Annotated in this window: 24 protein-coding genes; 12 read left to right on the plus strand and 12 right to left on the minus strand. The window is 67.5% G+C overall.

Features of this window, described 5'->3' with window-relative positions; genetic code table 11:
- Window positions 1-78: 78 nt before the first annotated feature.
- The 6 genes from AC1DOM_RS08770 to AC1DOM_RS08795 all read left to right on the plus strand — a co-directional run bounded on the left by AC1DOM_RS08770 (window position 79) and on the right by AC1DOM_RS08795 (window position 5,255).
- Window positions 79-447, plus strand: coding sequence for a hypothetical protein (locus tag AC1DOM_RS08770; protein ID WP_498962293.1), 369 nt, complete (start codon window positions 79-81; stop codon window positions 445-447).
- Window positions 447-1,481, plus strand: coding sequence for an agmatine deiminase family protein (locus AC1DOM_RS08775; RefSeq protein WP_498962295.1), 1,035 nt, complete (start codon window positions 447-449; stop codon window positions 1,479-1,481). Before AC1DOM_RS08770 ends, AC1DOM_RS08775 begins: the two co-directional genes overlap by 1 nt.
- Window positions 1,478-2,368: a carbon-nitrogen hydrolase gene (locus AC1DOM_RS08780; RefSeq protein ID WP_498962297.1), complete on the plus strand. Its 891-nt coding sequence runs from the start codon at window positions 1,478-1,480 to the stop codon at window positions 2,366-2,368. The genes AC1DOM_RS08775 and AC1DOM_RS08780 overlap by 4 nt, the downstream gene beginning before the upstream one ends.
- A 76-nt stretch (window positions 2,369-2,444) precedes the next feature.
- Window positions 2,445-3,056 (plus strand): TetR/AcrR family transcriptional regulator, encoded by a 612-nt coding sequence (locus AC1DOM_RS08785; RefSeq protein ID WP_498962299.1) that lies wholly within the window; start codon window positions 2,445-2,447, stop codon window positions 3,054-3,056.
- A 20-nt stretch (window positions 3,057-3,076) separates the two neighbouring features.
- Window positions 3,077-4,003, plus strand: coding sequence for an alpha/beta hydrolase (locus AC1DOM_RS08790; RefSeq protein WP_498962301.1), 927 nt, complete (start codon window positions 3,077-3,079; stop codon window positions 4,001-4,003).
- A 28-nt stretch (window positions 4,004-4,031) separates the two neighbouring features.
- On the plus strand, window positions 4,032-5,255 hold the full coding sequence (locus AC1DOM_RS08795) for a TraB/GumN family protein (RefSeq protein ID WP_498962303.1): 1,224 nt from the start codon (window positions 4,032-4,034) through the stop codon (window positions 5,253-5,255).
- Here the strand turns inward: AC1DOM_RS08795 and AC1DOM_RS08800 are convergent, their stop codons facing one another.
- Genes AC1DOM_RS08800 through AC1DOM_RS08810 form a run of 3 tightly spaced genes read right to left on the minus strand, consistent with a single transcriptional unit; the run spans window position 5,256 to window position 13,009 of the window.
- Window positions 5,256-8,363, minus strand: coding sequence for an efflux RND transporter permease subunit (locus tag AC1DOM_RS08800; protein WP_498962305.1), 3,108 nt, complete (start codon window positions 8,361-8,363; stop codon window positions 5,256-5,258).
- On the minus strand, window positions 8,360-11,848 hold the full coding sequence (locus tag AC1DOM_RS08805; protein WP_498962307.1) for an efflux RND transporter permease subunit: 3,489 nt from the start codon (window positions 11,846-11,848) through the stop codon (window positions 8,360-8,362). The genes AC1DOM_RS08800 and AC1DOM_RS08805 overlap by 4 nt, the downstream gene beginning before the upstream one ends.
- 27 nt (window positions 11,849-11,875) lie before the next feature.
- The gene (locus AC1DOM_RS08810) at window positions 11,876-13,009 is read right to left on the minus strand and encodes an efflux RND transporter periplasmic adaptor subunit (RefSeq protein ID WP_498962308.1); all 1,134 of its coding nucleotides are present in this window, start codon (window positions 13,007-13,009) and stop codon (window positions 11,876-11,878) included.
- Window positions 13,010-13,313: 304 nt separating this feature from the next.
- On the opposite strand from AC1DOM_RS08810, the gene AC1DOM_RS08815 reads away from it, so the two are divergent.
- Entirely contained in the window at window positions 13,314-13,739 is a 426-nt protein-coding gene (locus AC1DOM_RS08815; RefSeq protein WP_498962507.1) for a c-type cytochrome, read from the plus strand.
- An 8-nt stretch (window positions 13,740-13,747) separates the two neighbouring features.
- On the plus strand, window positions 13,748-14,182 hold the full coding sequence (locus AC1DOM_RS08820; RefSeq protein ID WP_498962310.1) for a c-type cytochrome: 435 nt from the start codon (window positions 13,748-13,750) through the stop codon (window positions 14,180-14,182).
- Between the two features lie 51 nt (window positions 14,183-14,233).
- Here AC1DOM_RS08820 and AC1DOM_RS08825 read toward each other — a convergent pair whose 3' ends face one another.
- Window positions 14,234-15,952: a hypothetical protein gene (locus AC1DOM_RS08825; protein ID WP_498962311.1), complete on the minus strand. Its 1,719-nt coding sequence runs from the start codon at window positions 15,950-15,952 to the stop codon at window positions 14,234-14,236.
- Between the two features lie 15 nt (window positions 15,953-15,967).
- On the minus strand, window positions 15,968-16,561 hold the full coding sequence (locus AC1DOM_RS08830) for an NfuA family Fe-S biogenesis protein (RefSeq protein WP_498962313.1): 594 nt from the start codon (window positions 16,559-16,561) through the stop codon (window positions 15,968-15,970).
- 106 nt (window positions 16,562-16,667) lie between these two features.
- Here AC1DOM_RS08830 and AC1DOM_RS08835 point away from each other — a divergent pair, with 106 nt between their 5' ends.
- Both AC1DOM_RS08835 and AC1DOM_RS08840 read left to right on the plus strand, forming a co-directional pair.
- Window positions 16,668-17,009 carry a 4a-hydroxytetrahydrobiopterin dehydratase gene (locus tag AC1DOM_RS08835; RefSeq protein ID WP_498962315.1) on the plus strand — a complete coding sequence of 114 codons (342 nt, stop codon included), beginning with the start codon at window positions 16,668-16,670 and terminating at the stop codon, window positions 17,007-17,009.
- Entirely contained in the window at window positions 17,006-17,677 is a 672-nt protein-coding gene (locus AC1DOM_RS08840; protein WP_498962317.1) for a hypothetical protein, read from the plus strand. Before AC1DOM_RS08835 ends, AC1DOM_RS08840 begins: the two co-directional genes overlap by 4 nt.
- On the opposite strand, the gene AC1DOM_RS08845 is transcribed toward AC1DOM_RS08840, so the two are convergent.
- Window positions 17,678-18,643 carry an RluA family pseudouridine synthase gene (locus AC1DOM_RS08845; RefSeq protein WP_498962319.1) on the minus strand — a complete coding sequence of 322 codons (966 nt, stop codon included), beginning with the start codon at window positions 18,641-18,643 and terminating at the stop codon, window positions 17,678-17,680.
- 435 nt (window positions 18,644-19,078) lie between these two features.
- Here AC1DOM_RS08845 and rne point away from each other — a divergent pair, with 435 nt between their 5' ends.
- Window positions 19,079-22,075, plus strand: a complete 2,997-nt coding sequence (rne, locus tag AC1DOM_RS08850; RefSeq protein ID WP_498962321.1) for a ribonuclease E — start codon at window positions 19,079-19,081, stop codon at window positions 22,073-22,075.
- Window positions 22,076-22,120: 45 nt separating this feature from the next.
- Here rne and AC1DOM_RS08855 read toward each other — a convergent pair whose 3' ends face one another.
- Window positions 22,121-22,768: a response regulator gene (locus tag AC1DOM_RS08855; RefSeq protein ID WP_498962323.1), complete on the minus strand. Its 648-nt coding sequence runs from the start codon at window positions 22,766-22,768 to the stop codon at window positions 22,121-22,123.
- 164 nt (window positions 22,769-22,932) lie between these two features.
- Between AC1DOM_RS08855 and AC1DOM_RS08860 the strand changes: the two genes are divergently transcribed.
- Window positions 22,933-23,259, plus strand: a complete 327-nt coding sequence (locus AC1DOM_RS08860) for an antibiotic biosynthesis monooxygenase family protein (RefSeq protein ID WP_498962325.1) — start codon at window positions 22,933-22,935, stop codon at window positions 23,257-23,259.
- On the opposite strand, the gene AC1DOM_RS08865 is transcribed toward AC1DOM_RS08860, so the two are convergent.
- The 5 genes from AC1DOM_RS08865 to AC1DOM_RS08885 form a co-directional block, all read right to left on the minus strand.
- On the minus strand, window positions 23,243-23,452 hold the full coding sequence (locus tag AC1DOM_RS08865) for a dodecin (RefSeq protein WP_498962327.1): 210 nt from the start codon (window positions 23,450-23,452) through the stop codon (window positions 23,243-23,245). The two genes, AC1DOM_RS08860 and AC1DOM_RS08865, sit on opposite strands and share 17 nt — an antisense overlap.
- 61 nt (window positions 23,453-23,513) lie before the next feature.
- On the minus strand, window positions 23,514-24,677 hold the full coding sequence (locus AC1DOM_RS08870; protein ID WP_498962329.1) for a hypothetical protein: 1,164 nt from the start codon (window positions 24,675-24,677) through the stop codon (window positions 23,514-23,516).
- Window positions 24,678-24,684: 7 nt separating this feature from the next.
- Window positions 24,685-25,605, minus strand: coding sequence for an HAD family hydrolase (locus AC1DOM_RS08875; RefSeq protein ID WP_498962332.1), 921 nt, complete (start codon window positions 25,603-25,605; stop codon window positions 24,685-24,687).
- A complete protein-coding gene (locus tag AC1DOM_RS08880; RefSeq protein WP_498962334.1) occupies window positions 25,598-26,002 on the minus strand; it encodes a YidH family protein in 405 nt (134 codons plus the stop codon). The genes AC1DOM_RS08875 and AC1DOM_RS08880 overlap by 8 nt, the downstream gene beginning before the upstream one ends.
- Window positions 25,999-26,364: a DUF1622 domain-containing protein gene (locus AC1DOM_RS08885; protein ID WP_498962336.1), complete on the minus strand. Its 366-nt coding sequence runs from the start codon at window positions 26,362-26,364 to the stop codon at window positions 25,999-26,001. Before AC1DOM_RS08885 ends, AC1DOM_RS08880 begins: the two co-directional genes overlap by 4 nt.
- Window positions 26,365-26,373 lie beyond the last annotated feature (9 nt).

Below are 26,373 nucleotides of genomic sequence, written 5' to 3' on the forward strand. Positions count from 1 at the left end.
GCATTTTCGGCGCCGGGTTCGTGCTTACAATCCCGCCCACCTGCATTCAGCTTTGAATGCCAAACGGGGAGAGTCCGCATGGTCGTCCGCATCGTTGCCGCATCCATCTTCGCCCTGTCCTGCGCCGGCGCCGCCTTCGCGCAGGACACCGCTCCGGTCCAGCAACCCCGTGTCACCGAAGGCGACACGCTGCTGATCGAACGCGTGCGCGAGGAAAACACCGCCGCCATGCCGGCCCGCGGCATGAGCGCGCAGGAAGTCGAATCCAGGTTCGGCGCGCCCACCAGCAAGCTCGACCCGCGCGGCGGCCAGAAGCACCAGTGGCCGACCATCAACCGCTGGTCCTATCCCACGTTCACCGTCTACTTCGAGAAGAACCGCGTCATCGACGCCGTCGCCAACAAGGCCGACGCCAACGAAGTCGGCCCGAAGCCCGCCATCCGCTGATGCCCGAACTCGCAACACGCTTCCCCGCGGAGTGGGAATCCCAGTCCGCGGTGCTCATCGCCTGGCCGCACGCCGACACCGACTGGGCCGACCGCCTGGGTGAAGTCGAGGAAACCTACATCGCGCTCGTCGCCGCGCTCGTGCGCTACACGCGCGTGATCGTGTGCGTGGCCGACGAAGACCTGCAGACGTATGCCGAGGCGCGCTTGCGCTCGGCGCGCGTGGATCTGTCGCGCGTGCGCTTCGTCGAAGTCGAATACGACGACACCTGGCTGCGCGACTCCGGCCCGATCACGCTGCGCACGCCCGAGGGTTTCCGCCTGCTCGATTTCCGGTTCACCGGTTGGGGCGGCAAGTTCGAAGCCAGCCGCGACGACCAGTTGATCGAACGCCTCGTCGAACAAGGCGTCTTCGAACACGCGCAACGCACGCCCATCGATTTCGCACTCGAAGGCGGCGCGATCGAAACCGATGGCGCCGGCACGCTGCTCACCACCTGGCGTTGCCTGCACGAGCGCCATCCGGACGACGATCGCGCATCGCTCGAAGCGCGTTTGAAGGACTGGCTGCGCCAGGATCGCGTGTTGTGGCTCGACGCCGGTTACCTCGAAGGCGACGACACCGACGCGCACATCGACACCCTCGCCCGCCTCGCGCCCGACGATGCGATCGTCTTCCAGGGCTGCGACGACCCGTCGGATTCGCACTACGCCGAATTGCGCGCGATGGCCGATGAAATCGCGGCGCTGCGCACGAAGGACGGCGCGCCGTATCGCCTGTTCCCGTTGCCGTGGGCGCAGCCGATCCTCGACGAGGATCGTCGCCTGGCCGCGTCGTACGCCAACTTCCTGATCGTCGATGGCGCCGTGCTCATGCCTTCCTACGGCGATCCGGCCGATGCGCTGGCCGCCGCGGTGCTTGAAAAAGCCTTCCCCGGCCGCGACATCGTGCAAGTCCCCTGCCGCCCGCTGATCTGGCAAAACGGCAGCCTCCACTGCATCACGATGCAATTGCCGCAAGGACTCGTGCGATGACGCGCACCACCAAGCTCCCCGTCGCGCTGATCCAGGAACGCAACCACGGTTCGGCCGAAGACAATCTCGCCGTGATCGAATCGCGCGTCGCCGAAGCGGCGAGCAACGGCGCACGCCTGGTGCTGCTGCAGGAATTGCACAACGGCCCGTACTTCTGCCAGCACGAAGACGTGCGCGAATTCGACCTCGCCGAGACCATCCCGGGCCCGAGCACGGAACGCTTGTCGCGCCTGGCGAAGCAACACGGCATCGTGCTGGTCAGCTCGCTGTTCGAAAAACGCGCGACGGGCCTGTACCACAACACCGCGGTGGTCTTCGAAACCGACGGCGCGCTCGCGGGCAAGTACCGCAAGATGCACATCCCCGACGACCCGGGCTTCTACGAGAAGTTCTACTTCACGCCGGGCGACATGGGCTTCGAACCGATCAACACCTCCGTCGGCCGCCTCGGCCTGATGGTGTGCTGGGACCAGTGGTATCCCGAAGGCGCGCGGCTGATGGCGCTCGCCGGTGCGGAACTGCTGCTCTATCCGACGGCGATCGGCTGGGACCCCGACGACGCGCAGGACGAAAAGGATCGCCAGCGCAACGCATGGATCCTCAGCCACCGCGGCCATTCGGTCGCCAACGGATTGCCGGTGTTGAGCTGCAACCGCGTCGGCCACGAACCCTCGCCGATGGGCACCTCGGGCATCCGCTTCTGGGGTTCGAGCCACGTGCTCGGCCCGCAGGGCGAATTTCTGGCCGAGGCCAGCCAGGACACTCCGGAGATCCTGATGGCCGAAGTGGACATGGAGCGCAGCGAGCACGTACGGCGCATCTGGCCCTTCCTCCGGGATCGCCGCATCGACGCCTACCAGGATCTGCTGAAGCGCTACCGCGACTAGTCTCCCCTGAATGGGGGATCGCCTTGACCGACCAGCGGTCCTCCAAATACGAACGGTCGTGCTAATGTCCGCCTCCATGAGCACTCAGACCGCCACGCCCAAGGGCGCCGCCACCCGCGACACGATCGTCGCGCGGGCCTACGACATCGCACGCGCCTCCGGCGTGGAAGGCTTGTCGATCGGTCCGCTCGCGGCCGCGGTCGGCATGTCGAAAAGCGGTGTGTTCGCGCACTTCGGTTCGCGCGAAGACTTGCAGCTGGCGGTGCTCGAAGAAGCCGCGCAGCGTTTCGGCAACGCCGTGCTGATGCCTTCCCTTTCGCAGACGCGTGGCCTGCCCAGGCTGCGCGCGATCATGGCGCACTGGTTCGAATGGGTGCGCAGCACCGCTGCCGTCGGTGGTTGCGTGCTGATGGCCTCGGTCATGGAATACGACGACCGCCCCGGCGCGCTGCGCGACCTCGTCGTCCACAACGAACGGCGCTGGCGCAACGAACTCGCGCGCGCCGTGCAACTGTCGATCGACGCCGGTCACCTCGCACCGGGCGACGTCGATCAATACGTGTTCGAGCTCTACGCCATTCCGCTGACCGTCCACCACGAAGCCGGCCTGTTCGGTTACGACGTCGCGCGCCGCCACGGCGATGCGGCCGTCGAACGCTGGATCGCCGCTTACGCCCCCCAACGCTGATCGCACGCCGGAGTTCCCCCATGGCCACGCCCGCCTCCCGAATTAGCACGACCGTTCGCTCCTCGCTGCATCTGGCCACGGTGCGCCTGGGGTTCCGCGTCTTCGGCATGCTCAAACCCGCGACGACCTTGCGCGCTGCCGGCAAGTTGTTCTCCACGCCCTTCGGGTCCAGCCGCGCGCGTGCGCTCGCCGCGCCCGTCGGCGATGCCCGCATCGGCGAAATCACCGTCGACGGCAAGCGCATCGCCACCTACACCTGGGGCGATCCGCAGCGGCAGCCCTACGTGTTGTTCGCGCACGGCTGGTCGAGCCACGGCACGCGCTTCCTGCCCTGGGTGCCGCGCTTGCGCGCCGAAGGCTATGCGGTCGTCGCGTTCGACCAACCGGCGCATGGACGCAGTTCGGGCCAACACACCAACCTGCCGGTCTTCGCCGAAACACTGCTCGCCGTGGGCAAACGATTCGGGCCCGCGGCGCTGCTCGTCGCGCACTCGCTCGGCGGCGCGGCGGCGAGCGTTGCACTCGCGCACGGCTTGCAGGCCGACCGCGTCGTGCTGATTGCACCGGCGGCGGATCCGGAAGCGGCGACCGAACGTTTCGCCCGCATGATCGCGTTGCCGCAGCGGCTGTGGCGCGCGCTGATCTGCTCCTTCGAACGCCGCGTGGGTGTCGCGTTCGACGACCTCCAGGCGCACCGCAACGCACCGTGCATCGCGCGTCCCGCGCTGATCGTGCACGACGTCGAGGACCGCGAAGTGCCTTGGTCGGAAGGCGAGCGTTACGCACGCTACTGGGCCGGTTCGCGCCTGCTCAGCACGCGCGGCCTGGGCCACAACCGCATCGCGGGGGATGCTGGCGTCATCGCGGCGGCCCTGCGGTTCGCGCATGGCGAAACCGTGGGCGTCCGCGTCGTGTCCTCGCCGAACTTGCCCTACGGGTTCGCCTGAGCGGGGACAACGTCCATACTGCGCGGCTATGACCGAACCGAACACGCAGCCCCCCACCCTTTTCGCCGACCAGCCACAAATCCGCGTCGAACGCGACGGCGTCGCCTACACCCTGCTCGGCACCGCGCACGTCTCGCGCGCCAGCGTCGACGCGGTGCACGCGGCGATCGCCAGCGGCGATTTCGATACCGTCGCGGTCGAACTCGACCCGCAACGCCTGGCCGCGCTGAGCGATCCCGATGCACTCGCGCGCATGGACCTGGTCAAGGTCCTGCGCGAAGGCAAGACGGCCCTGTTCGCCGCCAACCTCGGTTTGGCCGCTTACCAACGGCGCCTGGCCGAACAACTCGGCATCGAACCGGGCGCCGAACTCAAGGCCGCGGTGAACGACGCGCGCGAACGCGAGCTGCCCGTGCACCTGATCGACCGCGACGTCGGCCTCACCTTCAAGCGCGCTTCGCAGCGCCTGGGATGGTGGGGGCGCGCGAAACTCGGCGGCGGCATCGCCGCTTCGCTGTTCGGCGATGAAGAAGTCGGCCACGACGAAATCGAGAAGCTCAAGCAGGGCGACCTGCTCGAATCCAGCTTCGGCGAATTCGCGCAGGACAACCCGGAGTTGTACGACACCGTCATCGGCGAGCGCGACCGCTACATGGCTGCGCGCCTGCGCGAAAGCGCGACGTCGCAAAGCGGCGCGCGCAACGTGCTCGCGGTCGTCGGCGCGGGCCACCTGCAGGGCCTCGCGAAACACCTGCGCGAAGAAACGCGCGCGCCCGGCGACATCCGCGGCGAACTCGAATCGGTGAAGGAGAAGTCGTCCTTCCCGTGGTTCACCATCCTGCTGTCCGCCTTCGTGCTGGGCGGATTCGCGTTCGGCTTCTGGCGCGGCGGCCTGGATGTCGGCGCCGACCTGATCGTGTACTGGGTGTTGATCACCGGCACGCTCGGCGCGATCGGTTGCGCCGCGTCCGGCGGCCATCCCCTGAGCATCATCGCGGCGTTCTTCGCATCGCCCGTGACACCGCTGCATCCGGCGCTCGCGTCGGGTACGATCAGCGCGCTGGTCGAAGCGTGGGTCCGCAAGCCGACCTACGCCGATTTCATGGCCCTGCGCGACGACGTGCAAAGCGTGCGCGGCTGGTATCGCAATCGCGTGGCGCGCGTGCTGCTCAATTTCTTCCTGACCAGCCTGGGCACCGCCATCGGTGTATGGCTCGGCGGTGCCCGCATGCTCGGGAAGTTGTTGGGCTGATTACTTCGTGCTGATCGCAGTGACCGTTGCCGCCGCGGGCGGCAAGGTCTTCCCGCGTGCGCGATGGATCGCGCGCACGGTGCCATGGCGCAGGTCGTCGAGCATCGCGTAGATCGTCGGCAGGAACAGCAGGCTGACCACCGTCGAGAACGCCAGGCCGCCGGCGATCGCGCGCGCCATCGGGTAATACGCCGGGCCGTCGCCGGCCATCTGCGTGTTGCCCACCGCGATCGGCACCATCGCCAGGATCGCCGTGCCCATCGTCATCAGGATCGGACGCAGGCGTTCCTTGCTGCCTTCCACGAGCGCATCGGTGCGCGACAGACCTCGCCTGCGCAGGTTGTTGATGTGCTCGACCATGACGATGCCGTTGTTCACCACCACGCCCATCAGCACCAGGATGCCGATGAAGGCCATGATGTTGAACTCGGTGCCGGTGAGCCAGAACAGCCAGTACACGCCGAAGATCGAGAACACCACGCCGCTCATGATGGCCGAGGGGAACAGCAGCGATTCGAACACCGCCGCCATCACCACGTAGATCATGAACAAGGCGATCACCAGGTTCCACATCATCTGCTTCACCGCCGCGTCGTCGCTCATGAACGAGGGACGGTCGAAGGAGTAGCTGTAACCGGGCGGGAAGCCTTCGCGCGCTTTCTCCAGCGTGTCTTCGATCGCCTTCTTCGCGTCGGGCTGGGTCACCTTGTCGGCGATGCCGGCGGTGATCGTCAGCGTCGTCTGGCGATTGGTGCGTTCGATGGACGATGCGGCGGGGCGTACCTGCACGTTGACCATGGCCAGCAACGGGACGCTGCGGCCATCGGGCGCGCGCACGGTGAAGCTCGCCAGGTCTTCGGTGCCGTAGTTGTCGGCGCCCGCGAAGCGCACCCACACCGGCACTTCGGTGTCGCCGCGGCGGAACTCGCGCAAGGGTGCGCCGCGCAGCGCGAGACCGACGAAGGTCGCCACGTCGTTCGCGCTGAAGCCGAAGGCCGCGGCGCGATCGCGATCCACCTGCACCGTGAGTTCGCTGTTGCGGTCGCCGCTGTCCACGCGTACGTCGCGCAATTCCTTGTGGCGCGCGAGCAGCGGCACGATGTCCTCGGCGATCTCCGTCAGCGTCTGCGTCGAATCGCCGACGAGCATCACCTGCACTTCCTTGCCCTGCTGGTCGCCACCCGGGCCGCCCTGGTCGCCGATGCCGATGTTGGCGCGGGCCGATTTCGGCAGGTCCTTGCGCATCGCTTCGGTGATCTTGGCGACCTTGTCGCGGTCCTTGGTGTCCAGCTTGACGTTCGTGCCGGCCCAGCCCTGCTCGCGATAACGCGAGAAGACCTGGTTGATTTCGAACTCCTTGCGGTGCGCGTCGAGGTAATGCTCGACCTTCAGGATTTCGGCCGACATCTGCTCCTTGGTGTAGGCGCCCTTCCACTGGTAGTAGATGTCGATTTCGCCGACGTCGTCGCCGCCGAACATGTTCGTCTTGGTCATCTTCAGCGGCACGAAGCTCGCCATCACGATGACCAGGATGCCGATCACGCTCCAGCCGCGATGGTCCAGCGTCCAGCGCAGCAGGTTGGCGTAGCGGCGCTGCAGGCGGGGAATCAGGCCATTGGCGCTGCGCACCGCCGGCGGCGTCTTCATGCGCGCCGAGAGCATCGGGATCAGGCTCACCGCCACCAGCCAGGAGGCCAGCAGCGAGACGCAGATCGTGATCGCGATCTGGCCCATGTAGATGCTGATCATGTTCTTCTCGCCGAACAGGTTCGGCACGAACACGATGCAGTGGCACAAGGTGCCCGCCGACAGCGCGATGGCGACATGGCGCGTGCCGATGATCGAGGCGAGCTTGGGTTCGCCGCCCAGGCGTTCGCGTTCCTGGTAGATGCTCTCCACCACCACGACCGCGTTGTCCACCAGCATGCCGATCGCCAGCAGCAGGCCCATCATCGACAGCACGTTGAGCGTCACGCCGGCGAAGTACATGAAGCCCAGCGTCATGATGAAACAGATCGGGATCGCCAACGTCACCATCAGCGTCGAAGGCCAGTGGCGCAGGAAGAAGTACAACACCGCGATCGACAACAGCAGGCCGATGCCGCCGGCTTCGGCCAGCCCCAGCAGCGAACCGGTGACGCTTTCGCCGGCATCCCACTGCACGAGCAGGTCGATGTCGTTGGTGCCCTGCTCCTTGTTGATCGTGTCGAGCTCGGCGCGCACGTTGCGCGAGACGTCGACGAGGTTGGCGTCGCGCTCCTTGTAGACATCGATGCCCACTGCCGGACGTCCATCCAGGCGGCGACCGTAGGGCATCTTCTCGGGCTTGAGGCGCACGTCGGCGACATCCGACAGGCGCACGCCCTTGGCGAGCGAGAGGTCGCGCAACTGCTGCAGGTCGGTCAGTTCGCCCACCGGCTGCACGCGCAGGCGCTGCACGCCGTCGTCGATCTGGCCGGCGGAAACGGAGAAGTTCACCGCACGCAGGCGCGTGTCCAGGTCGTTCAACGCCAGGCCGTGCGCGTTGAGGCGGTCCTGGTCGATCGCGATTTCGACTTCGTTCTGCGGCGCGCCTTCCACCTCGACCTTCGCCACGCCCGGCAGGCGTTCGAGCCGGCGCTTGTAAACGCGGTCGATGCGGTCGAATTCCTTGGTCAGGTCGAGCGACTTGCTGGTCAGGCGCAGTTCGAGCGCGGGTTCGTCGCTCGTCGACCACTTCCAGACGAAGTAGCGCTGCATGTCGTCGGGCAGGTCGTCGCGGATCGCATCGATGCGTTCGCGCGCTTCGGCCGCCGCGATCTCGATGTCGCGGTCCCAGTCGGAGAACATCAGGAACACGCTGCCCTGCTCGGACGTCGCGTTGCCTTCCATGCTCTTGACGTCGGTCATCGTCGAGAGCGTTTCCTCGACCGGCCGCAGGATCGTGCGCTCCACTTCTTCCGGCGTGGAGCCGGCATAGGGCAGCTGGATGAACAGGAACGGCGCCGAGACATCGGGCATCGCTTCCAGCGGCAGGCGCACCGCCGCGATCAGGCCCACCACCACCATCGACACGAACAGCATGATCGTGGTGACGGGCCGCTTGATGCTGAGCTCGGCGACGCTCACGAATTGGCCTCCGGCGCAGCGTTGCCGTTCAACGGATCCTGGTCGTGCTCGATCAGCGTGGCCGCCGCCTTCGCATCGGCGCGCTGCGTGCGCAGCTTGTCGGCGTAGTACTCGTCCGAGCGGCGATCCAGCAGGTCGTACACGACCGGGATCACGACCAGCGTCAGCAGCGTGGAAACCAGCAGGCCGCCGATCACCGTGATCGCCATCGGCGAGCGGACTTCGGCGCCTTCACCGAAGGCGAGCGCCAGCGGCAGGAAGCCGAACAGCGTGCACAGCGTGGTCATCGCGATCGGGCGCAGGCGCGAGCGCGCACCGTCCACCAATGCCTGGCGCTTGGGTACGCCTTCCTCTCGAAGTTGGTTGACCTTGTCGATGAGGATGATCGCGTTCTTCACCACCAGGCCGACCAGCAGGATCAGGCCGATGAACACCACGACCGAGATCGCCGAATTGGTGATGAGCAGTGCGAGCACCGCACCGACGAGCGCAAGCGGAATGGTGAAGAGGATGACGAAGGGATGCAGCAGCGATTCGAACTGCGAAGCCATCACCAGGTAGACGAGGAACACCGCCAGGCCGAAGGCGAACATCAGCGACTTCACCGAACGATCCAGTTCCTCGCCCTGCCCGCCGATGTGCATGCCGACGTCCGCGCCCAGCGGCGTGTCCTTCACCATCTGCTGCACTTCCTGCACGGCGGCGCCCAGGTCGATGTCGCGCAGGTTGGCCGAGACGATCGCCACGCGCACCTGGTCGGCGCGGTGGATCTCGCTCGGACCCGTGCCCGCGACGACGTCGGCGACCGACGACAGGCGCACCGGCGTGCTGCTGTTCGGATTGACGATCAGATTGCGGATGTCTTCGACCGACGCGCGATCCGTCGCCTTGGCGCGCACCAGCACGTCGATCTTGCGGTCGCGGAAGGAATAGCGCGTGGCGACTTCGCCGCGCACCTTCTTCACCACGATGTCGGCGATCTGGCGCGTGGTCAGGCCGAGCGCGGCGGCGCGATCCTGGTCGAAGCGGATCTGGATTTCCGGGAAGCCCTGCTCCACCGTCGAGGTCACGTCGGCGTAATGCGGATTGCCGCGCAACATCGTCGCGAGCCTGCGGCCGGCGGCTTCGATCTGCGGCAGGTCGGGACCCTGCAGTTCGATTTCCAGCGGCGTGGAGAGGCTGAAGAGTTCCGGACGGCTGAAGTCGAGCTGCGCATCGCTGCGGCCTGCCATGCTCTTGCGCAGTTTCTCGGTCAGTTGCGCCTCGATCTTTTCGCTGCCGCCGTTCTTCATCACGGCGGTGAGCTTGGCGATGTTCTCGCCACTTTCGGTGGGGCTGGCATCCAGGCGCGTGCCGGTGCCGCTCACGCCGTAGAGCGCGGTGAGATTTTCGTCCTTGCCGTGTTCGGCCTGCAGCGATTGCACCACCTGGTCGGTGTCGCGCAGCGGCGTGCCGGGCGGCAGCTTCACCGTCATTTCGAAACGATCCTGCGCGAGCTGCGGGATCAGGTCGGCGCCGAGCAGCGGCACGACGGCGAGCGTGGCGAAGAACGCGAGCGCGGCGATGGCGACGATCTTGCGCGGATGCTCGAGCGCATACGGCAAGGTGCGCAGGTACCGCCCTTCGAGGCTTTCATAGACGCCCATCGCGCGGCGGCTGAAGAAACGCATCACCGGACCGATGACGGCGACCAGCCCGCGCCACGCACGAACGAAGAGCCAGAAGAAGCCGAAGGCGCCGTTGCGGATCGCCCAGCCGATGCCGCGACCGGTCGCGGCGACGGGCTTCTGCAACTTCGAGGTCGGTTCCCAGCGCGGATGCGGCGGCTCTTCCTTGAACGCCAGCGGCGCGCGGCCGCGGATCGAGGAGAGCATCGGGATCAGCGTCATCGACACGACGAGCGAGATCGCGATCGCCAGGGCAACGGTCAGCGCCTGGTCGCGGAACAACTGGCCCGCGATGCCTTCGACGAACACCAGCGGCAGGAACACCGCGATCGTCGTCAACGTCGAGGCGACCACCGCCATGCTCACTTCGCGCGTGCCGGCGATCGCCGCTTCGACGATGCCCAGGCCGCGTTCGCGTGCCTTCGCGATCGATTCCAATACGACGATCGAGTCGTCCACCACCAGGCCTGTCGCCAGCGCGAGGCCGCCGAGCGACATCACGTTGAGGCTCAGGTCGAACTGGCCCATGAAGAAGAACGTGGTGATGATCGACACCGGCAGCGACAGGCCGACGACGAAAGTGCTCCAGCCATCGCGCAGGAACAGGAAGATGATCAGGATCGCGAGCAGGCCGCCGATGATGGCGTCCTTCTTCACGTCGGCGATGGCGTGGCGGATGAACTGCGACTGGTCGTCGATGACCGTCAGTCCGATGTCCGGCGGCATCTGCTTCTTGATCGCTTCGATCTGCGTCTGAAGCGCATCGGCGGTCGAAACGGTGTTCGCGTCGCCTTCCTTGTAGAGCGCCAGTTCGACGGCTTCATGGCCGCCGAGGCGAATGATCGCTTCGCGTTCCTTGTAACCCTGGCGCACGTCGGCGATGTCTTTCAGGCGAATCGGCATGCCGCCGGCCGCAGCCGACGAGCCCGACGATGCATTCTGCACCGACGAGGCCGCGGCCATCGCCGCCGCGTTGCCCGTCGCTGCCGCCACGCGCGCCATTTCTTCCGCCGCGCTCTGCGCACCGCCGCCGCCGGCGGCCTGCGTGGTGACGAGCAGGTTGCGGATTTCGTCGACGGTGGCGAACTGGTTGACCGTGCGCACGAGATAGCGCTGCGAGCCTTCTTCCAGCCGACCGCCGGAGATGTTGATGTTTTCCTGCTGCAGGCGCTGGATGACGGTATCGATCGGCAGGTTGAGCTGCGCGAGCTTCTGCTGGTCGATGTCGACCTGCACTTCGTCTTCCAGGCCACCGCCGACCTTCACCGCGGCGACGCCTTCGACCGGTTCGAGTTTCTTCTTCAGGTCATCGTCGGCGTAACGGCGCAACGCGGTCAGCGCGCCTTGCGAATCCCGGCCCTTGTTCGCCAGCACCAGGCGCATGATCGGCGCGGTCGAGGGATTGAAGCGCAACAGCACGGGCGGCTTGGCTTCCAGCGGCAGTGCGAGCGCTTCCATCTTGTCGCGCACTTCCAGCGAGGCCTTGTCCATGTCGGTGCCCCACGCGAACTCGAGCACGACATCGCTCTGCCCCGTGCGCGAAACCGACTTGAGCTTGCGTAGTCCCTTCACCACGCCGACGGCTTCTTCCACCGGTTCGGTGATCAGCGTTTCGATTTCCGCCGGCGCCGCGCCCGTGTATTCGGTGCGCACCGTGAGCGTGGGATAGCTCAGGTCCGGCAACAGGTTGACCTTGAGGTTGGTCAACGCGATGAAGCCGAAGATGATGAAGGTCAGCGTCGCCATCATCACCGTGACGCGGCGACGCGTGGAGAACTCGACGACGCTGAAGGATGCAGGATCGGAAGAATGGTTCACGCGCGAGCTCCGGGGGGCCGAGTGCGATCAGCGAGCGGCGGTGGCGGAAGCGATGCCACCCTTGCCCGCGACCGGCGTCACCGGCTTGGCCTGGTCGCCGACGATCTGCACCGGGCTGCCTTCGCGCAGCGCGACCTTGCCGGCGGTGACGACCTGGTCGCCCACCTTCAGGCCCTGGCGCACTTCGGCCCACTGGCCATCGAGATAACCGAGCTTGATCGGCACGCGCACGGCCTTGCCGGCTTTCACCGCGAACACGGCCGGGTCGCCTTCGTCTTCCAGCAGCGCGATGCGCGGAACGACGAGCGCGTCCTTGCGCTGGTCGTAGTCGATGCGGATGCGGCCGAACATGCCCGGCTGCAGCTCGCCGCCGCCCTCGAAGGAACAGATCACGCGGAACGTGCCGCTGCCCGAATCGACGACCGGCGCGATGCGATCGATGGTGCCGGTGAACTTCTTGCCGGGCAGCGCGTCGGCGGACATCTCGACCTTCAGGCCCTGCTGCAGCGTGGCGACTTCGCGTTCGGGCACGTTGAGCGTGGCTTCCAGGCGCGCGACATCGACGATGCGGAAGATCGGCGTGTTGATCTGCACGAAGTTGCCGTCCTTGATCTTGCGCTCGGCGATCACGCCGGAAATCGGCGCGACGACGTTCGCGTACGACAGTTCGAGATTCGCCAGGCGGTTGGCCGCGCGTGCGTTCTCCAGGTCGTAGCGGATCGTGTCGATGTCGTTGGCGCTCATCAGCTTCTGGTCGGCGAGCGTGACCGAGCGCTTGTAGTTGGCTTCGAGCTTGTTCATCAGTGCAGCCGTCTGCGCGGCCTGCAACGCAGCGCGCGAAGAATCCAGGCGCACGAGCACCTGGCCGGCCTTCACCTGCTGGCCTTCCTGCACCAGGACCTGCAGCGCGACGCCGGAGGTCTTGGCGACCACCTGCGATTCGCCGCGGGCTTCCAGCGGCGCGGTGCCGGTATAGCTGGCGGCGATCGGCCGCTTGGTGGCGGCCATCACCTCGACCGGGATGGCATCGGGGCCCTTCTCCTTGTCCTTGGCCTGGGCATCCCCGTCCCCCTTCTTGCAGGCGGCGAGCGCGAGGGCGCAGGCGATCAGGAGGACACCGGCACGCAGGGCGCGGCCGTGGACGGAGGCATTGGCGGACATTGGGCTGACCCCTTGGGTGTTGTAGTCAAGTAAATCACTCCCCCGTTCCCGCCGCCATGCGCCATAGGTCATGGTGACTTCACGGAGGAATCCTGCTTATGGATGAGACGCCGGCGTTGTGCTCATGCCGAACAGGTCGAACATCGGATGCGGCGAGGGTCCGACCGGTTGCACGCGCGTGTCCGCATTCGACGGCCACCGGTTTGCCGGTTCCATTCACGTGCGGGCTATACTTCGCGGCTTGCGAGACGCCCGGATGACACGTGCGTCGCGACCGAACTTCCACCGTGGACTTCACTTCATGATGCGACCGCTGACGATCGCCGCCGGCCTGCTGCTGGCGCCCCTGCTCCTGACTGCACATGCGCAGCAGACCACCGCCGCACCGGCCACCGCCGCCGCGCCTGCCGCCGCTTCCACCGCCGCCGCGACGCCTGCCGCGCCTGCCGAGCCGAAAGCCGCCGACCTCACCGGCGACGCAGCGAAGGGCAAGGAACTCACCTATACGTGCCGCGGTTGCCACGGCATCACCGGCTACAAGAACGCCTATCCGAGCTACCACGTGCCGCGTATCGGCGGCCAGTCGGCCGGTTACCTGGCCTCGGCGCTCACCGAATATCGCGAAGGCAAGCGCAAGCACCCGACGATGCAGGCGCAGGCGGAGAGCTTCTCGCCGCAGGACATCGCCGACATCGCCGCCTACCTTTCGACCGTGAACGTGCAGAAGTGAGCCCGACCATGACGATCAAGAAGACCGCGTTCGCCATCGCCCTGCTCGCCCTCGCGCTGACCGCGTGCTCGAAGAATGGCGAAGAAGGCCACACCGAAGGCGGCCACGCCGAAGGTGAAGCACCGAAGTCGTCCTCCGCCGGCTTGCCGACGGGCAACATCGAAGCGGGCATGAAGCTCGCCACCACCAAGCGCAACGGCTTCGCGTGCGTGGATTGCCACGGTGCCGAAGGCAACGCGCCGCTGGACAAGGTTTACCCGAAGCTCGGTGGCCAGTACTCCGATTACATCGAGCACGCCCTGCTCGCCTATCGCAAGGGCGATCGCGACAATTCGCTGATGTCGCCGCAGGCGAAGGAACTCACCGACCAGCAGATCGCCGACCTGGGTGCGTACTTCCACTCCACGGAAAGCCACCTGGCCGACCTGCACAACGCGCAGTAACACCGCGTCGCACGTTCAACGAAAAGGCCCGCGCAAGCGGGCCTTTTTGCGTCAGGGCGTCGTCGAAGCCGGCACCTGCACCGACGTGTTCGGCGGAGGCGGCGCCTTCTTGATGCTGCCGTTGTCCTGCTGCAGCCAGGGCTTGAACGGCACGTCCGGCGGCGGTCGCGCGCGTGCAGCCTGTGCGTTGACGTTCGGATCGACCAGGCCGCAACCGCCGCCGAATTGCAGCAGCGAGACGACGCACGAGATCTTCTTGTCGGTGCCGGGGATCGGGATCGAAAGCGACTTGATGCCCTTGCGCACCCATTCCTGCAGCAGCGTTTCGCTGGGAACCCAATATTGGTCGAAGGTCGTCGGCTCGTAATCGAGTGGCGGGCGCTTGAGCCATCGGCCCGCGCGGTCCAGATCGGCGATGTGCGCTTCCACGGTGCCCGGCGCGTTCTGGCCCGGTGTCGGTGGCTCGCCCAAATTCGGACGCCCCTGCGCATCGAAGATGCCGGGCTTCGCGCCCGATCCGGGTTTGCCGCCCGGCGTGTTGCGCGTGCCCACGCCCCAATCGTCGCCGCGGTTCGGCGAAGGCAATGCACCTGGCGCTGCGTTCGGCGTGGTGCCTGCGCCCGGTTGCGCTGCGGGCGCCGTGCCGCTGCCCGGCGCCTGTTGCCCACCGGGCGCCGCGGCGGCGGCCGCAGCCGCCGAGCCTGGCGTCGTCGACGGTGCAGTCGATGTCGATGTTCCCGGCGTGGTCGCACCCGGCGTCGTACCGCGCGAAGGCATCGGGATCGCGCGCGTTTCGCCACGCAGCGTGGGCAACGCGATTTCGCGCGATTGCGATTGCGCGGACGTGATCGGGATCTGTTGCGTCAGGCGCGCCGATTCTTCACCGCGCACCTGCGGCGCGACGCGGATGCGTTGCGCTTCGACGCGTTGCGTTTCGAGCGTCTGTCGTTGCGCTTCCACGCGTTCGATCGCCTGCGTGGGTTGTCGAAGCTGCGGCACCGTGATGTCCCGCGGTGCGACGACGACTTCGCGCGGCCGCGGTGGCGGCAACACGAATGCCGTATCCGGTTGCGGCACCTGCGTCACCTGCAGCGGTTGCGGCGCGGGCGGCACTTCGACGACGGGTTCGGGCTCGGGTTGCGCCTGCGGCGGCGGCTGCGCGGCCACGGGTTGCTCGGGTTGCGGCGCGGGCTGCTCGGGTTGTGGTGGCTGTGGCGGTTGGGTCGGTGCGGGCGAAGGCGTCGGCGTCGCCGCGGGCGGCGATGGCGCGGCGGCGGTTTGCGCCGGTTCCGGTTGGGGCCCTTGCGGCGCACCGCCACCGGTTTCTTCCGGCGTGCCCTTGCCGATGAATTCCGCTTGCACCACCTGCTGGCCCTCGCCCTCCGGTGGCGGCGGCGGCACGAACACATAGGCGAGGAACAACAGCAGCACCGCGAAGAACAGATGCAACACCGCGCTGACCGACGCGGCGAACCAGCGCAATCCGCGCTCTTCGCGAATCGGCGGATGCCACTGCTGGCGCCACAAGGTGGCGAAGGCCTGCCAACGATTGAGTTGCACATCGCGCTTGGGCGGCGATGCGAGCGGACGTTGCGCGAGTTCGTCGACGAAGGTTTGCGGCAGCGCGCCTTTCACCGCGTGCGGCGTGGCCGGCATCGCGTCGAACCACTGCTGCCACCCTGGCGGGAACGTACCCGGGGCCTGCGGGCGAATGGATTTCAGCCGCCGCCGCAGCCCCAGTGCTTCGATGATGTCGTCGGCGGAGAACACGCGCTCCGCGAACCGTCAGGCCGCGTCGCGCGGCATGTACGGCGCCGTGCCCGTCGCATGGTCGGTCGCATCGCGCACGGCGGTCACGCCCGGCACGCGCGTCATCAGCGTTTGTTCGATGCCCTGCTTCAGCGTCACGTCGGCCATGCCGCAACCGTGGCAACCACCGCCGAAGCGCAGATACACCACGCCATCGGCCGTCACTTCATGCACCGCCACGTGGCCGCGATGCTGGGCGAGCTGCGGGTTGACCTCGTGTTCGACCACCCACCGCACGCGCTCCACCAACGATGCGGTCTCCGCCGGCGCTTCGCCCTTGATCTTCGGCGCGCGGATCTGCAACTGCCCGCCGGTGGCCTGCTGCGTGTAGTCGATCTCAGCAGCATCCAGGAACGGCGCGCTCGCCGGATCCACCCACAGGGTGAAGCCTTCGCAATCGATGGCCCATTCCTCGCCGGTGAGGTCGCCCGGTTCGGCGAATTCCAGGCGCACGTCGGCGCGCGGCGTGCCGGGATGGACGGCGGAGAGGCGGACGCCGAGGCCCGGCAGGGCTTCGCGTTCGATGAGGCGGCGGAAATGCGCCTGCGCGGATTCGGAGAGCTGGATCATGCGGGCTATTCTACCGACCCCGGAAGCGGCCGCCGTGGTGGACAGTCCACCATCCGACCACGGCCGATATGTTCTGGTTCAGCGCGCAACGCTGCGGAGTGCCCCCATGACCGACCTGATCGCCCTCGCCGACGCCCACTGCATCCCGCGCCGCGGCACCGAACACAAGCTCACCGAAGCCCGCGTGCGCGAGCTGCTGCCGCAGATTCCCGGCTGGGAGCTGGCCGAGGACGGGCATGCGCTCGTGAAGACCTTCAAGTTCAAGGACTACTACCGCACGATGGGCTTCGTGAACGCGCTGGCCTTCATCGCCAATGCCGAAGACCACCACCCCGACCTGGGCGTGCATTACGACCGCTGCGTGGTGCGCTTCTCCACGCACGACGTGGGCGGGCTGAGCGAGAACGACTTCATCCTGGCGGCCAAGACCGAACGCCTTACGGGATGAGCAGCCAGGACTGGGAGCTCCGGCAGGACGACATCCACCTCGAAAACCGACTCTGGCCGCGCGTGTTCGCGGCCGTGCCGGAACTGGTGATGGCGATTTCCATCGTCGCGATCTGGCTGTGGCCGATGGCCTTCGGACGCGTCGGCGTGATCAGTACGGCGATCGCCGTCGCCTACGAACTCCCGGTGTTGCTGATCTGCGGTGGACTGCGCCTGCTTGGCATGCGGCGGTGGTTCGATCCACGCTTTCCTGCAATGGGGATCGGGCCGCTCGTGATTGCAGCGTGGTGGTCGAAGGTGATCTTCGTCGACTGGTGGTACGTCGCCCCCGAGCGCTGGCTGGCATGGGCGATCATCGGCGTGCTGATCGGCAAGGCGATGATCTTCTGGAATTCGCGACGCAATGCACCGGCGTTCGATGCGACGGTCGCCTATGTCCAGGCGCTCGCGTTCGCGACCTGCATCCTGTTCGCGATGAACGCACCCGACCGTGGGCTCACGCCGGAAGTGATCGCGGCGCTCGACCTGCCGAATTCGCCCTCGTTCCCGAATTTCGGCGAAACCGGCGTCCAATGGGGACAGGCCGCCGCCGGTGCGGCCTCGTATTTCGCGATCAGCGCAATCCTTCGCTTCCTGTTCCTGGTGCGGCTAGCGCCCGCTCGAAGCTGATCAGGCGAGCCGGTCGAGGACGTCGATCAATTCCGGCGCCAGCGGCGCATTGAGCGAATACGGCGCACGCCCGCCATCGAGCGCGAATTCCAGCGTCGATGCGTGCAGGAACATCCGCTTCAGCCCGACCTGGTCGCGCAGGCGCTTGTTCGCCGCCGGATCGCCGTACTTGTCGTCGCCGGCGATCGGATGGCCGATGTGCTGCGCGTGCACGCGGATCTGGTGTGTCCGGCCGGTTTCGATGCGCACCTCGCAATACGACTGGCCGCCGCGCCGCTCCAGCGCCTTGAAGTGGCTCAGCGAAGGCTTGCCCTCCGGATTGACCTGTACGTGCCGTTCGCCGCCCTGGCGCAGGCCGATGTGCAGCGGCGCGTCGACGGTCATCGTGCCGTTGGGCAACCGGCCCACCAGGAGCGCCAGGTAGCGCTTGGCGATCCCGCCCTCCTCGCGCATCAGCGCCTGCAATTCGGTGAGCGCCGAACGCTTCTTCGCCAGCACGAGCAGGCCGGAGGTGTCGCGGTCCAGGCGGTGCACGAGTCCCAGGCCATCCTTCGGGCGCAGCACGCGCAGCGTTTCGATCACGCCGAAGCTGATCCCGCTGCCGCCGTGGCTGGCCACGCCGGCGGGTTTGTTGACCGCCAGCAGCCGCGCATCCTCGAAGACGATGCTGGCTTCCATCGCGTCGAGCAGGCCCTTGGCGGGCGTGCCCTTGTCGGCCGGTTCGTCCAGGCGCACCGGCGGGATCCGGACCTCGTCCCCGCCCTCCAGGCGCCGGTCGGCCTTCACGCGGCCGCCGTTCACCCGCACCTGGCCCGACCGCACGATCTTGTAGATCAGCGAACGCGGCGCCCCCTTGAGGTAACCGAGCAGGAAGTTGTCCAGCCGCTGGCCTTCCCGGTCTTCGGCAATGCGGACGGTCCGTGCCTGCGCGGGGGCGCGGCCGGGGGTCGGATCGATGGGGTCCATGCTCGCCTTTGACCTGCTACACTCGCCGCGCGAAGTAAGGGTTTGATTTCGCAGGGAGATTGCGCGAAGGACCGCGAACATCGCGTTCCCGCACAGCCAACGGGCCGAAAGCCCGCCTCCCGCGATCCCCGACACAGTGCGCGACCACCGCCCCCGGGGCGGCCATGTTAGCGGCTCGTCGGCAGGCCCGGCCATCGCCCGATGCGTCAGACATCGGCGCTCACACGACCCGCGCGACCCAAGGCTCCCCCGCCATGCGTCGCCGGCCCGCAAATTGGATTGGAAGTACAAGCGCTCCCGCGGTTCGCCGAGGTGTCGTAGCGCTGGCATACAAGAAGCGACAACGATGCGCCTGCATGGCGCGCCGATGGCGCCGCGGTATCCAGAGGCGAACGCCCACGGCGTTCCGCGTGCGACAGCGCGCGAGGAACGCAAATGAAGCGAATGCTCATCAACGCCACGCAGGCCGAAGAACTGCGCGTGGCCATCGTCGACGGCCAGACCCTGTACGACATCGACATCGAACAGCCGTCGAAGGAACAGAAGAAGTCCAACATCTACAAGGGGCGCATCACGCGCCTTGAGCCCTCCCTCGAAGCGGCCTTCGTCGAGTACGGCGCCGACCGCCACGGTTTCCTTCCGCTGAAGGAAATCTCCCGCGACTATTTCCAGCAAGGCGTCGACCACAACAAGGCCGGCCTGCGCGAGCTGTTGCGCGAAGGCCAGGAAATCGTCGTCCAGGTCGACAAGGAAGAACGCGGCAACAAGGGCGCGGCGCTGACGACGTTCATCTCGCTCGCCGGCCGCTACATGGTGCTGATGCCCAACTCGCCCACCGCCGGCGGCGTTTCGCGCCGCATCGAGGGCGACGACCGCGCCGCCCTCAAGGAGGCGATGGACAAGCTGCAGATCCCGGACGACATGGGCGTGATCATCCGCACCGCCGGCGTGGGCCGCGATGCCGAAGAACTGCAGTGGGACCTGGATTACCTGCTCCAGGTGTGGAAGGCGATCGCCGAAGCCGCGCTCACCAAGCCCAGCCCCTTCCTGATCTACCAGGAATCGCGCCTGATCATCCGCGCCCTGCGCGACTACATGCGCGCCGACATCGGCGAGATCCTCGTCGATACGCCGGAGATGTTCGAGGAAGCCCGCGAGTTCGTGCAGCAGGTGATGCCGCACAACCTGCGCAAGCTCAAGCACTACACCGACGACACCCCGCTCTTCAACCGCTTCCAGATCGAATCGCAGATCGAGAACGCGTACGAACGCACCGTGCGCCTGCCCTCCGGCGGCGCGCTGGTGATCGACCAGACCGAAGCCCTGACCGCGGTCGACGTGAACTCCGCGCGCGCCACCAAGGGCGGCGACATCGAGGAAACCGCGTTCCAGACCAACCTGGAAGCGGCCGAGGAAGTGGCGCGCCAGTTGCGCCTGCGCGACCTCGGCGGCCTGGTGGTCATCGACTTCATCGACATGGCGTCGAACAAGCACCAGCGCGAGGTCGAGAACAAGCTGCAGCATTCGCTCAAGTACGACCGTGCGCGCGTCCAGCTCGGCCGCATCTCGCGCTTCGGCCTGCTCGAGATGTCGCGCCAGCGCCTGCGCCCGAGCCTGGGCGAATCCAGCCAGCTGGTCTGCCCGCGTTGCGAAGGCCACGGCCGCATGCGCAGCGTCGAGTCGCTGTCGCTGTCGATCCTGCGCATCGCCGAAGAACACGCGATGAAGGAAAACACCGGGCAGGTGCTCGTGCAGGTGCCGACGCAGATCGGCAACTACCTGCTCAACGAAAAGCGCCGCGCCCTGGGCGAGATCGAACAGCGCCACGACGCGCCGATCGTGATCGTCGCCGACGACCAGCTCGAGACGCCGCATTACGAAGTCACGCGCATCCGCGAGAACGAGATCGGCGAAGAGAGCAACAAGCCGAGCTACATGCGTGGCACCCCGCGCAAGCTGGCCACGCACGCGCTGACCAAGGCGCACCTCAACATCCCGAACCTGCCGGCCGTCACCAACGTGCGTCCCGCGCAGCCCGCGCCCGTGCGCGAGGAACCGCGCGAAGAACCCGTGGCCGCGCCGGCGCCCGTCGCCGTCGCACCGGTGGCCCGTCCGGCCGGCGGCATCGGCGGCTTCTTCAAGCGCCTGTTCGGCGGCGGTGAACCCGTCGCCGCAGCGCCCGCCCCGACCGCGCGTTCGCAGGAGGAGCGTGGCCGCAACGCGCGCGATGGCCGCCGCGATGCACGCGACGGCCGTGGCCGCACCCCGCAGGGCGGCCGCGACAACCGCCGTGAGGAAGGCCGCCGCGATGAAAACCGCCGCGACCAGAAGCCCGGCCAGCAAAAGGGGCCGCAGCAGGCGCAGCAGCAGAAGGGCCAGCAACCGCAGCAGCCCAAGCAGCAGAAGCAGCCCAAGCCGCCGCGCGACGACGCCCAGCGCGAACAGCAGCGCATCGAACAACAGCAACGTGCCGAGCAGCAACGCGCCGAACAACTCGCGCGCAATGCAGAGAAGCAGCGGCTACGCGAACAGCAGGCCGCCGCCGATGCAGCAGCGAAGGCAACCGAAGCCAAGCCCGCACCGATCGCGCCTGCAGTGACCGCCGTCGCGCCGGGCACCGCGCCTGCCGCCGAGGCCGCCGTCGCCCTCGCCGCTTCCACGCAGACCACCGACGTCACGCAGGACGCCGTCGCGCAGCAGCCGATGGTCGAAGGCGCCGAGCATCCGCACGACGCGCACGCCGACGCGGGTGAAGCCGGCGGACGCCGCCGTCGCGGCCGTCGCGGTGGCCGCCGCCGTCGTCGCGGCCAGGGTGGCGCCGAGGGCGAAGCCGGGAGCGAAGCCGACGCGCAGGGCGCGATGCACGATGACGCCGACAGCGGCGAAGTCGTCGCACAGCATCGTTCGCAGCCGGAGTTCGACTTCGAGGACGACTTCGCGCCGGCCCCCGTCGCGACGCAGCCCGCCGAAGCCGCCGCCGCGCCGCAGCAGGCCGCCGCGCACGACGCGCAGTTCGCACAGGCGCCGGTGGAACACGACGTCGAGCGGACGTCGCAGGCCGAAACCAACGTCGAATCCGCGGCCACCGCATGGGACGACGCATCGGCTTCGACGCCGGGCGCCTGGACCGATGCACCGATCGCGAACGAAAGCGTCGCCGACGCCCCGCCCACGCAAGCCGAAGCCGAACCGGTCGAAGCCGCGCCGGCCCCGCAGCAGGCTCCCGTCGTTGAAGCGCAACCGGCCTCCGAAGCGCAAGCTGAAGAAACGCCCGTCGTCGTGCATCACGACGCGCAACGCGACGTGCAGGACGACACCGTCGCCGACGTGCGCCCGGCACCGGGCCTGTTCGACGCGATGCCTGCCGCCGACCCCGCGCAGGCCGCCGCCGACGCCGCGGAAGACGCCAAGCACGAGCAGCGGAACGCTTAATCCTCCGCGGCCCTCCCCTGCTTGCAGGGGAGGGAGCTGAGCGGACTACCAGGCCAAGGCCGGATCGCACATCCCGTAGCGGCTCACCATCCGCGCCAGCGCGATCGGATCGCGGATCCCCAGCTTTTCGAACAAGCGCGACTTGTGCGTGTTGATCGTCTTCGCGCTCAGGCTCAGGCGCCGCGCGATGTCTTCCTGGCGCAAGCCGCGCACGAGCAACAACGCGACTTCCAGTTCGCGCGGCGAGAGTGCGTCGAACGGACAGCCGCCCGCACCATCGATGCCCGCCAGCGCCATCTGCTGTGCGATGCCGGTCGCCAGATAGCGTTGCCCGTGCGCGACATCCCGCAACGCACGCAGCAGCTCGGCCGAATCATGGCTCTTGCCCACGTAGGCCGACGCACCCGCTTCCATCGCACGCCGCGGCAGCGGCCCCTGGTGTTGAGACGACACGACGATCACGCGCGTGCCGTAGCCGCCACGCACGACACGTTCGGTGACCTCCAGCCCGCTGATGCCGGGCAGATGCACATCGCACACCAGCACGTCCGGCCGCATCCTGCGCAATTGCGGCAACGCGTCTTCGCCGCTCCCGGCGTGCCCGACTATGTCCACGCCGGCCTCGCCGAGGATCAAGCACATTCCGGTGCGCACCATGACGTGGTCGTCGACCACGAATACACGGATCGTCATCCATGACCTCCTTTCGCAACAGCCTACGGCGAATGCGAAACGCGCTCGTGCGACGCCGGTCAGCTTTCGCTCGCGGGCACGGTCGCTGATGGACAGTGGAATCTTCCGCGCGCCCGGCGCACGGCGTGACAGAATCGCCGCGTGACCCCCATGGAGCCCCGCCCATGATCGTTCGCATGTGGCACGGCCGCACCGCCGCCCACCACGCCGATGCGTACCTGGCCTTCCTCGAGGAACGCGCGATTCCCGATTACCGCCGCATTCCCGGCAACGCGGGCGTGTGGCTGCTGCGGCGGATCGAAGACGACGCCGCGCACTTCATCACCATGACGCACTGGTCTTCGCGCGAAGCCATCGCGGCCTTCGCCGGCGAGGACATCGCGAAGGCCAAGTACTACCCGGAAGATCGCGACTTCCTGCTGGAGTTCGAACCGACCGTCGTGCACTACGAGATCTGCGCGAGCGCCGGTCCGCTCAATCCTCCAGCGTGAACCCGGCCTTGATCGTGACCTGCCAGTGCTGGACGCGGCCGTCCTCGACGTGGCCGCGCGTCTCGATCACCTGGAACCACTTCAGGCTCCGGATCGTCTTGCCGGCGCGTTCGATCGCGTTGCGCACGGCATCGTCGGTGCCGGTCTTCGACGAACCGGTGAGCTCGACCGCTTTGTAGACGTGGTTGGACATGCGTGGATCTCCGATTGGACGTTCGAACACAACGGGCCACCGGCGCGCCGGCGGCCAGCCCTCAAGCCAACGCGCCAAGCAGCCGCTGCAGCACCTCGTCGATCGAGACCGCGTGCAGCACCAGCGGGATCATCGGCAGCGCGGTGGCCACCGCCACGCCGAGCACCGACAGCTTGTTGACCGGCACGACCGACATCGTCCGCACGGTCGTGTACATCTGGGTGAAGTCGGCGATGGCCGAAGGATTCGGGCTTTCGAGCAGCGCATCGCCGCTGCGCAGCGCATCCGGATTCTCCCAGCGCGTGGCGAACGCGCGCGAAGCCGCCTGCCCCAGCGCCCCGAGCTCGTGCATGCCGTGGCGGCGCGCACGCACCAGCGGCCGCATCAGGAACACCAGCGGCCCGAACACGATCAGCACGCTGCCGATGATGCAGCCGAGCAATTCCCACTGGACCGACTGCAGCGATGCGTGCGCGTACTCCATCTGCACCAGGAGGTTGCCGCAAAGGATCGAACTGCAGGCGAGCGTCAGGGTTGCGAACCAGGCCTGCGTCGGCGCGAGGAACCCCAGCCCGCCCGCACCATCGGGATGCGCGGCCAACAGGGACAAGCGCAGGCGTGCGAAACGCCACAGGAACCAGGTCCACAGCGCGAAGCGCCAGAGCCACACCAGCGCGATGAAGCGGAACATCGGCGCGGACACCACCGCGAACCACTCCCCCGCCTTCGACAGCGATGCACCGTCCGTCGCCCAGTGCGTGAAACCGACCACGTGCGAAAACCGCGCGTCGGTGCCGAAGGCCGACAGCAGCGCGAGCGCCGCGCAAAGCAGTTCCGGCACCACCGAATCGCGGGCGGCGTGGCCCTGGCGCACCAGCCGTTCGAAGCCTTCGTGCGCCGGCGGTGGAACCAGGCCCGAACGGCCGATATACCGCACGCTCGCGCGCAGGACGGCGTCGCAAGGCCCCGCGCCGAGGACGAGGATCGGGAGCGCGACGAGCAATCGCGCGAGCACCGCGTAGTCGCCCAACAGGGCGATGCGATCCGGCGATGGCAGCAACATCCCGTCCATCGCCGCGAGTACCACCAGCGGTACGAACGACACCAGCACGATCAGCGCGAGCACCAGCCACTTCGTCGGCACGCCGGCGCGCAGCGCGCCGAGCCAGTGCATCGCGCGATACACCGGTCCACCGTGCAACAACGAGAAGGTGTCGGAAATCATCGGCGCCTCACGTCGCGTCCGGGTACACGACCTCCCAGTCGCGCGCCATGTCGATCAGCACCCAGCCGCGCTGCGCTGCTGCGTCGAGCCCGCGAGCGAGCTTGCCCACCACCGAGGTGCGGTCGTAGGCGAATTCTCGCGCGCCGTCGGTGTGGTGCAGCAACGCGCCGAAGCGCGGGCCCGCGCCTGTCGTCGTCCATTCCAGCATTTCGAAATCGCCGTCGGAGTTGCCGAAGGCCATCACGGGCCGACGCCCCAGGAAGCGCTGGATGCCGACCGGCTTGCCTGCGTGATCGTCGACGAGTTCCGGTTGCTCGGTCTTCAGGATCGCAGGCTGCGCGCCCGGGACGTACGCCAGGCCCGCATAGCTGCCGATCACTTGTTGCGGCGGAATGCCGTAGGTGGTTTCCACCCAGGCGCGCAGGAATTCCTGGCCACCGCCCGACACGATCCACGTGCCGTAACCATTCGCCCGGAGATACGCCATCAACTCCTGCATCGGCTTGAACACCATCGCGTCGTAACGGCGATGCGTCGCCGGATGCCGCGCGGTGGCCAGCCAATCGCGCACGATGTCGGCGAACGCTTCGGTCGTCACGCCGGCGTGCGTCGCGGCGATGATCGGCATCAGGCCCTTCCCGCCGGCGGCGGCGAGCGACTTCATATCGTTCTCGATGACCCATTTGAACGGCGTCGTGGTCTTCCACTCCGGATGCGCCGCCGCGAGCGCACGCACGCGGTCCAGCGCGAACAGGAACTGGAAGTACAAGGGTTGCTCCGACCACAGCGTGCCGTCGTTGTCGAACACCGCGATGCGATCGGCGGGCGCGATGAAGTCCTGTGCGCCGGCCTGCGTCGTGCGCAGCACGAAGTCGACGATCGCCTGCCGCGTGGGTGTCTCGCGCCACGACGGCAGCCAATCAGACACGGAACAGCCAGGCCGCGGTCACGCAACCGATGAGCAGGAAGACCAGGGTCATCGTCACCACCGCGCGGTCCATCGGCCGGAAGCGCGCGTTGCGGATGTCGTTGTTCACGCGCTTGTAGCGATAGATGGACCAGCACGCGAGCACGATCCCGAGCACCACCATGCCCATGCCCACGTTCTGCGTATCGTGCATCGCGCCGAAGGTCTGGCCTGCCTGGAGCTTGTCGTTCTGTTGCAGGAACACCGCGAAACGATTGAGCGTGATCCCGAAACCGATCAGCGACACGCACGTCCGCATGTACGCCAGGTGCGTTCGTTCATTGGCCAGGTGCGAGCGCAGGTCGGCCAGGCTCGTGCGGGTCGCGGCGAGTTCGTTCGAGGTCGGTTGCGTGCTCATTGGCCAGCCTCCACGGCCTGCGCCTGCCCCTCGCGCGCGGCGGCGTCGAGGTCGCGTTCGAGGAAGAAGTTGAGGAAGGTGCGGATCAGGGCGATCGCGGCGAGCTTGCCGATGTCGTCCCAGGTCGGCGCGATCGCGGTGCGCACGATGTCGGCGGCGAGCATGAATTCCAGCCCCAGCAGCAACCACCGGCCCAGGCTCAGCCCGGCCGCGCGCCGCATCCCCTGCGTGGCGCGGTTGCGCAAGAGCGGCACGACGATGCGCACGATCCCTTCCACCGCGCCGATGGCGATCATCAGGACGGAGATCGCTTCCAGCGCGAGCGCGACGGCCTGGCTGAGTTCGCGGAAGATCTCTTCCATGCGCTGCGC

The sequence above is a fragment of the Lysobacter sp. P5_B12 genome, from assembly GCF_056400425.1.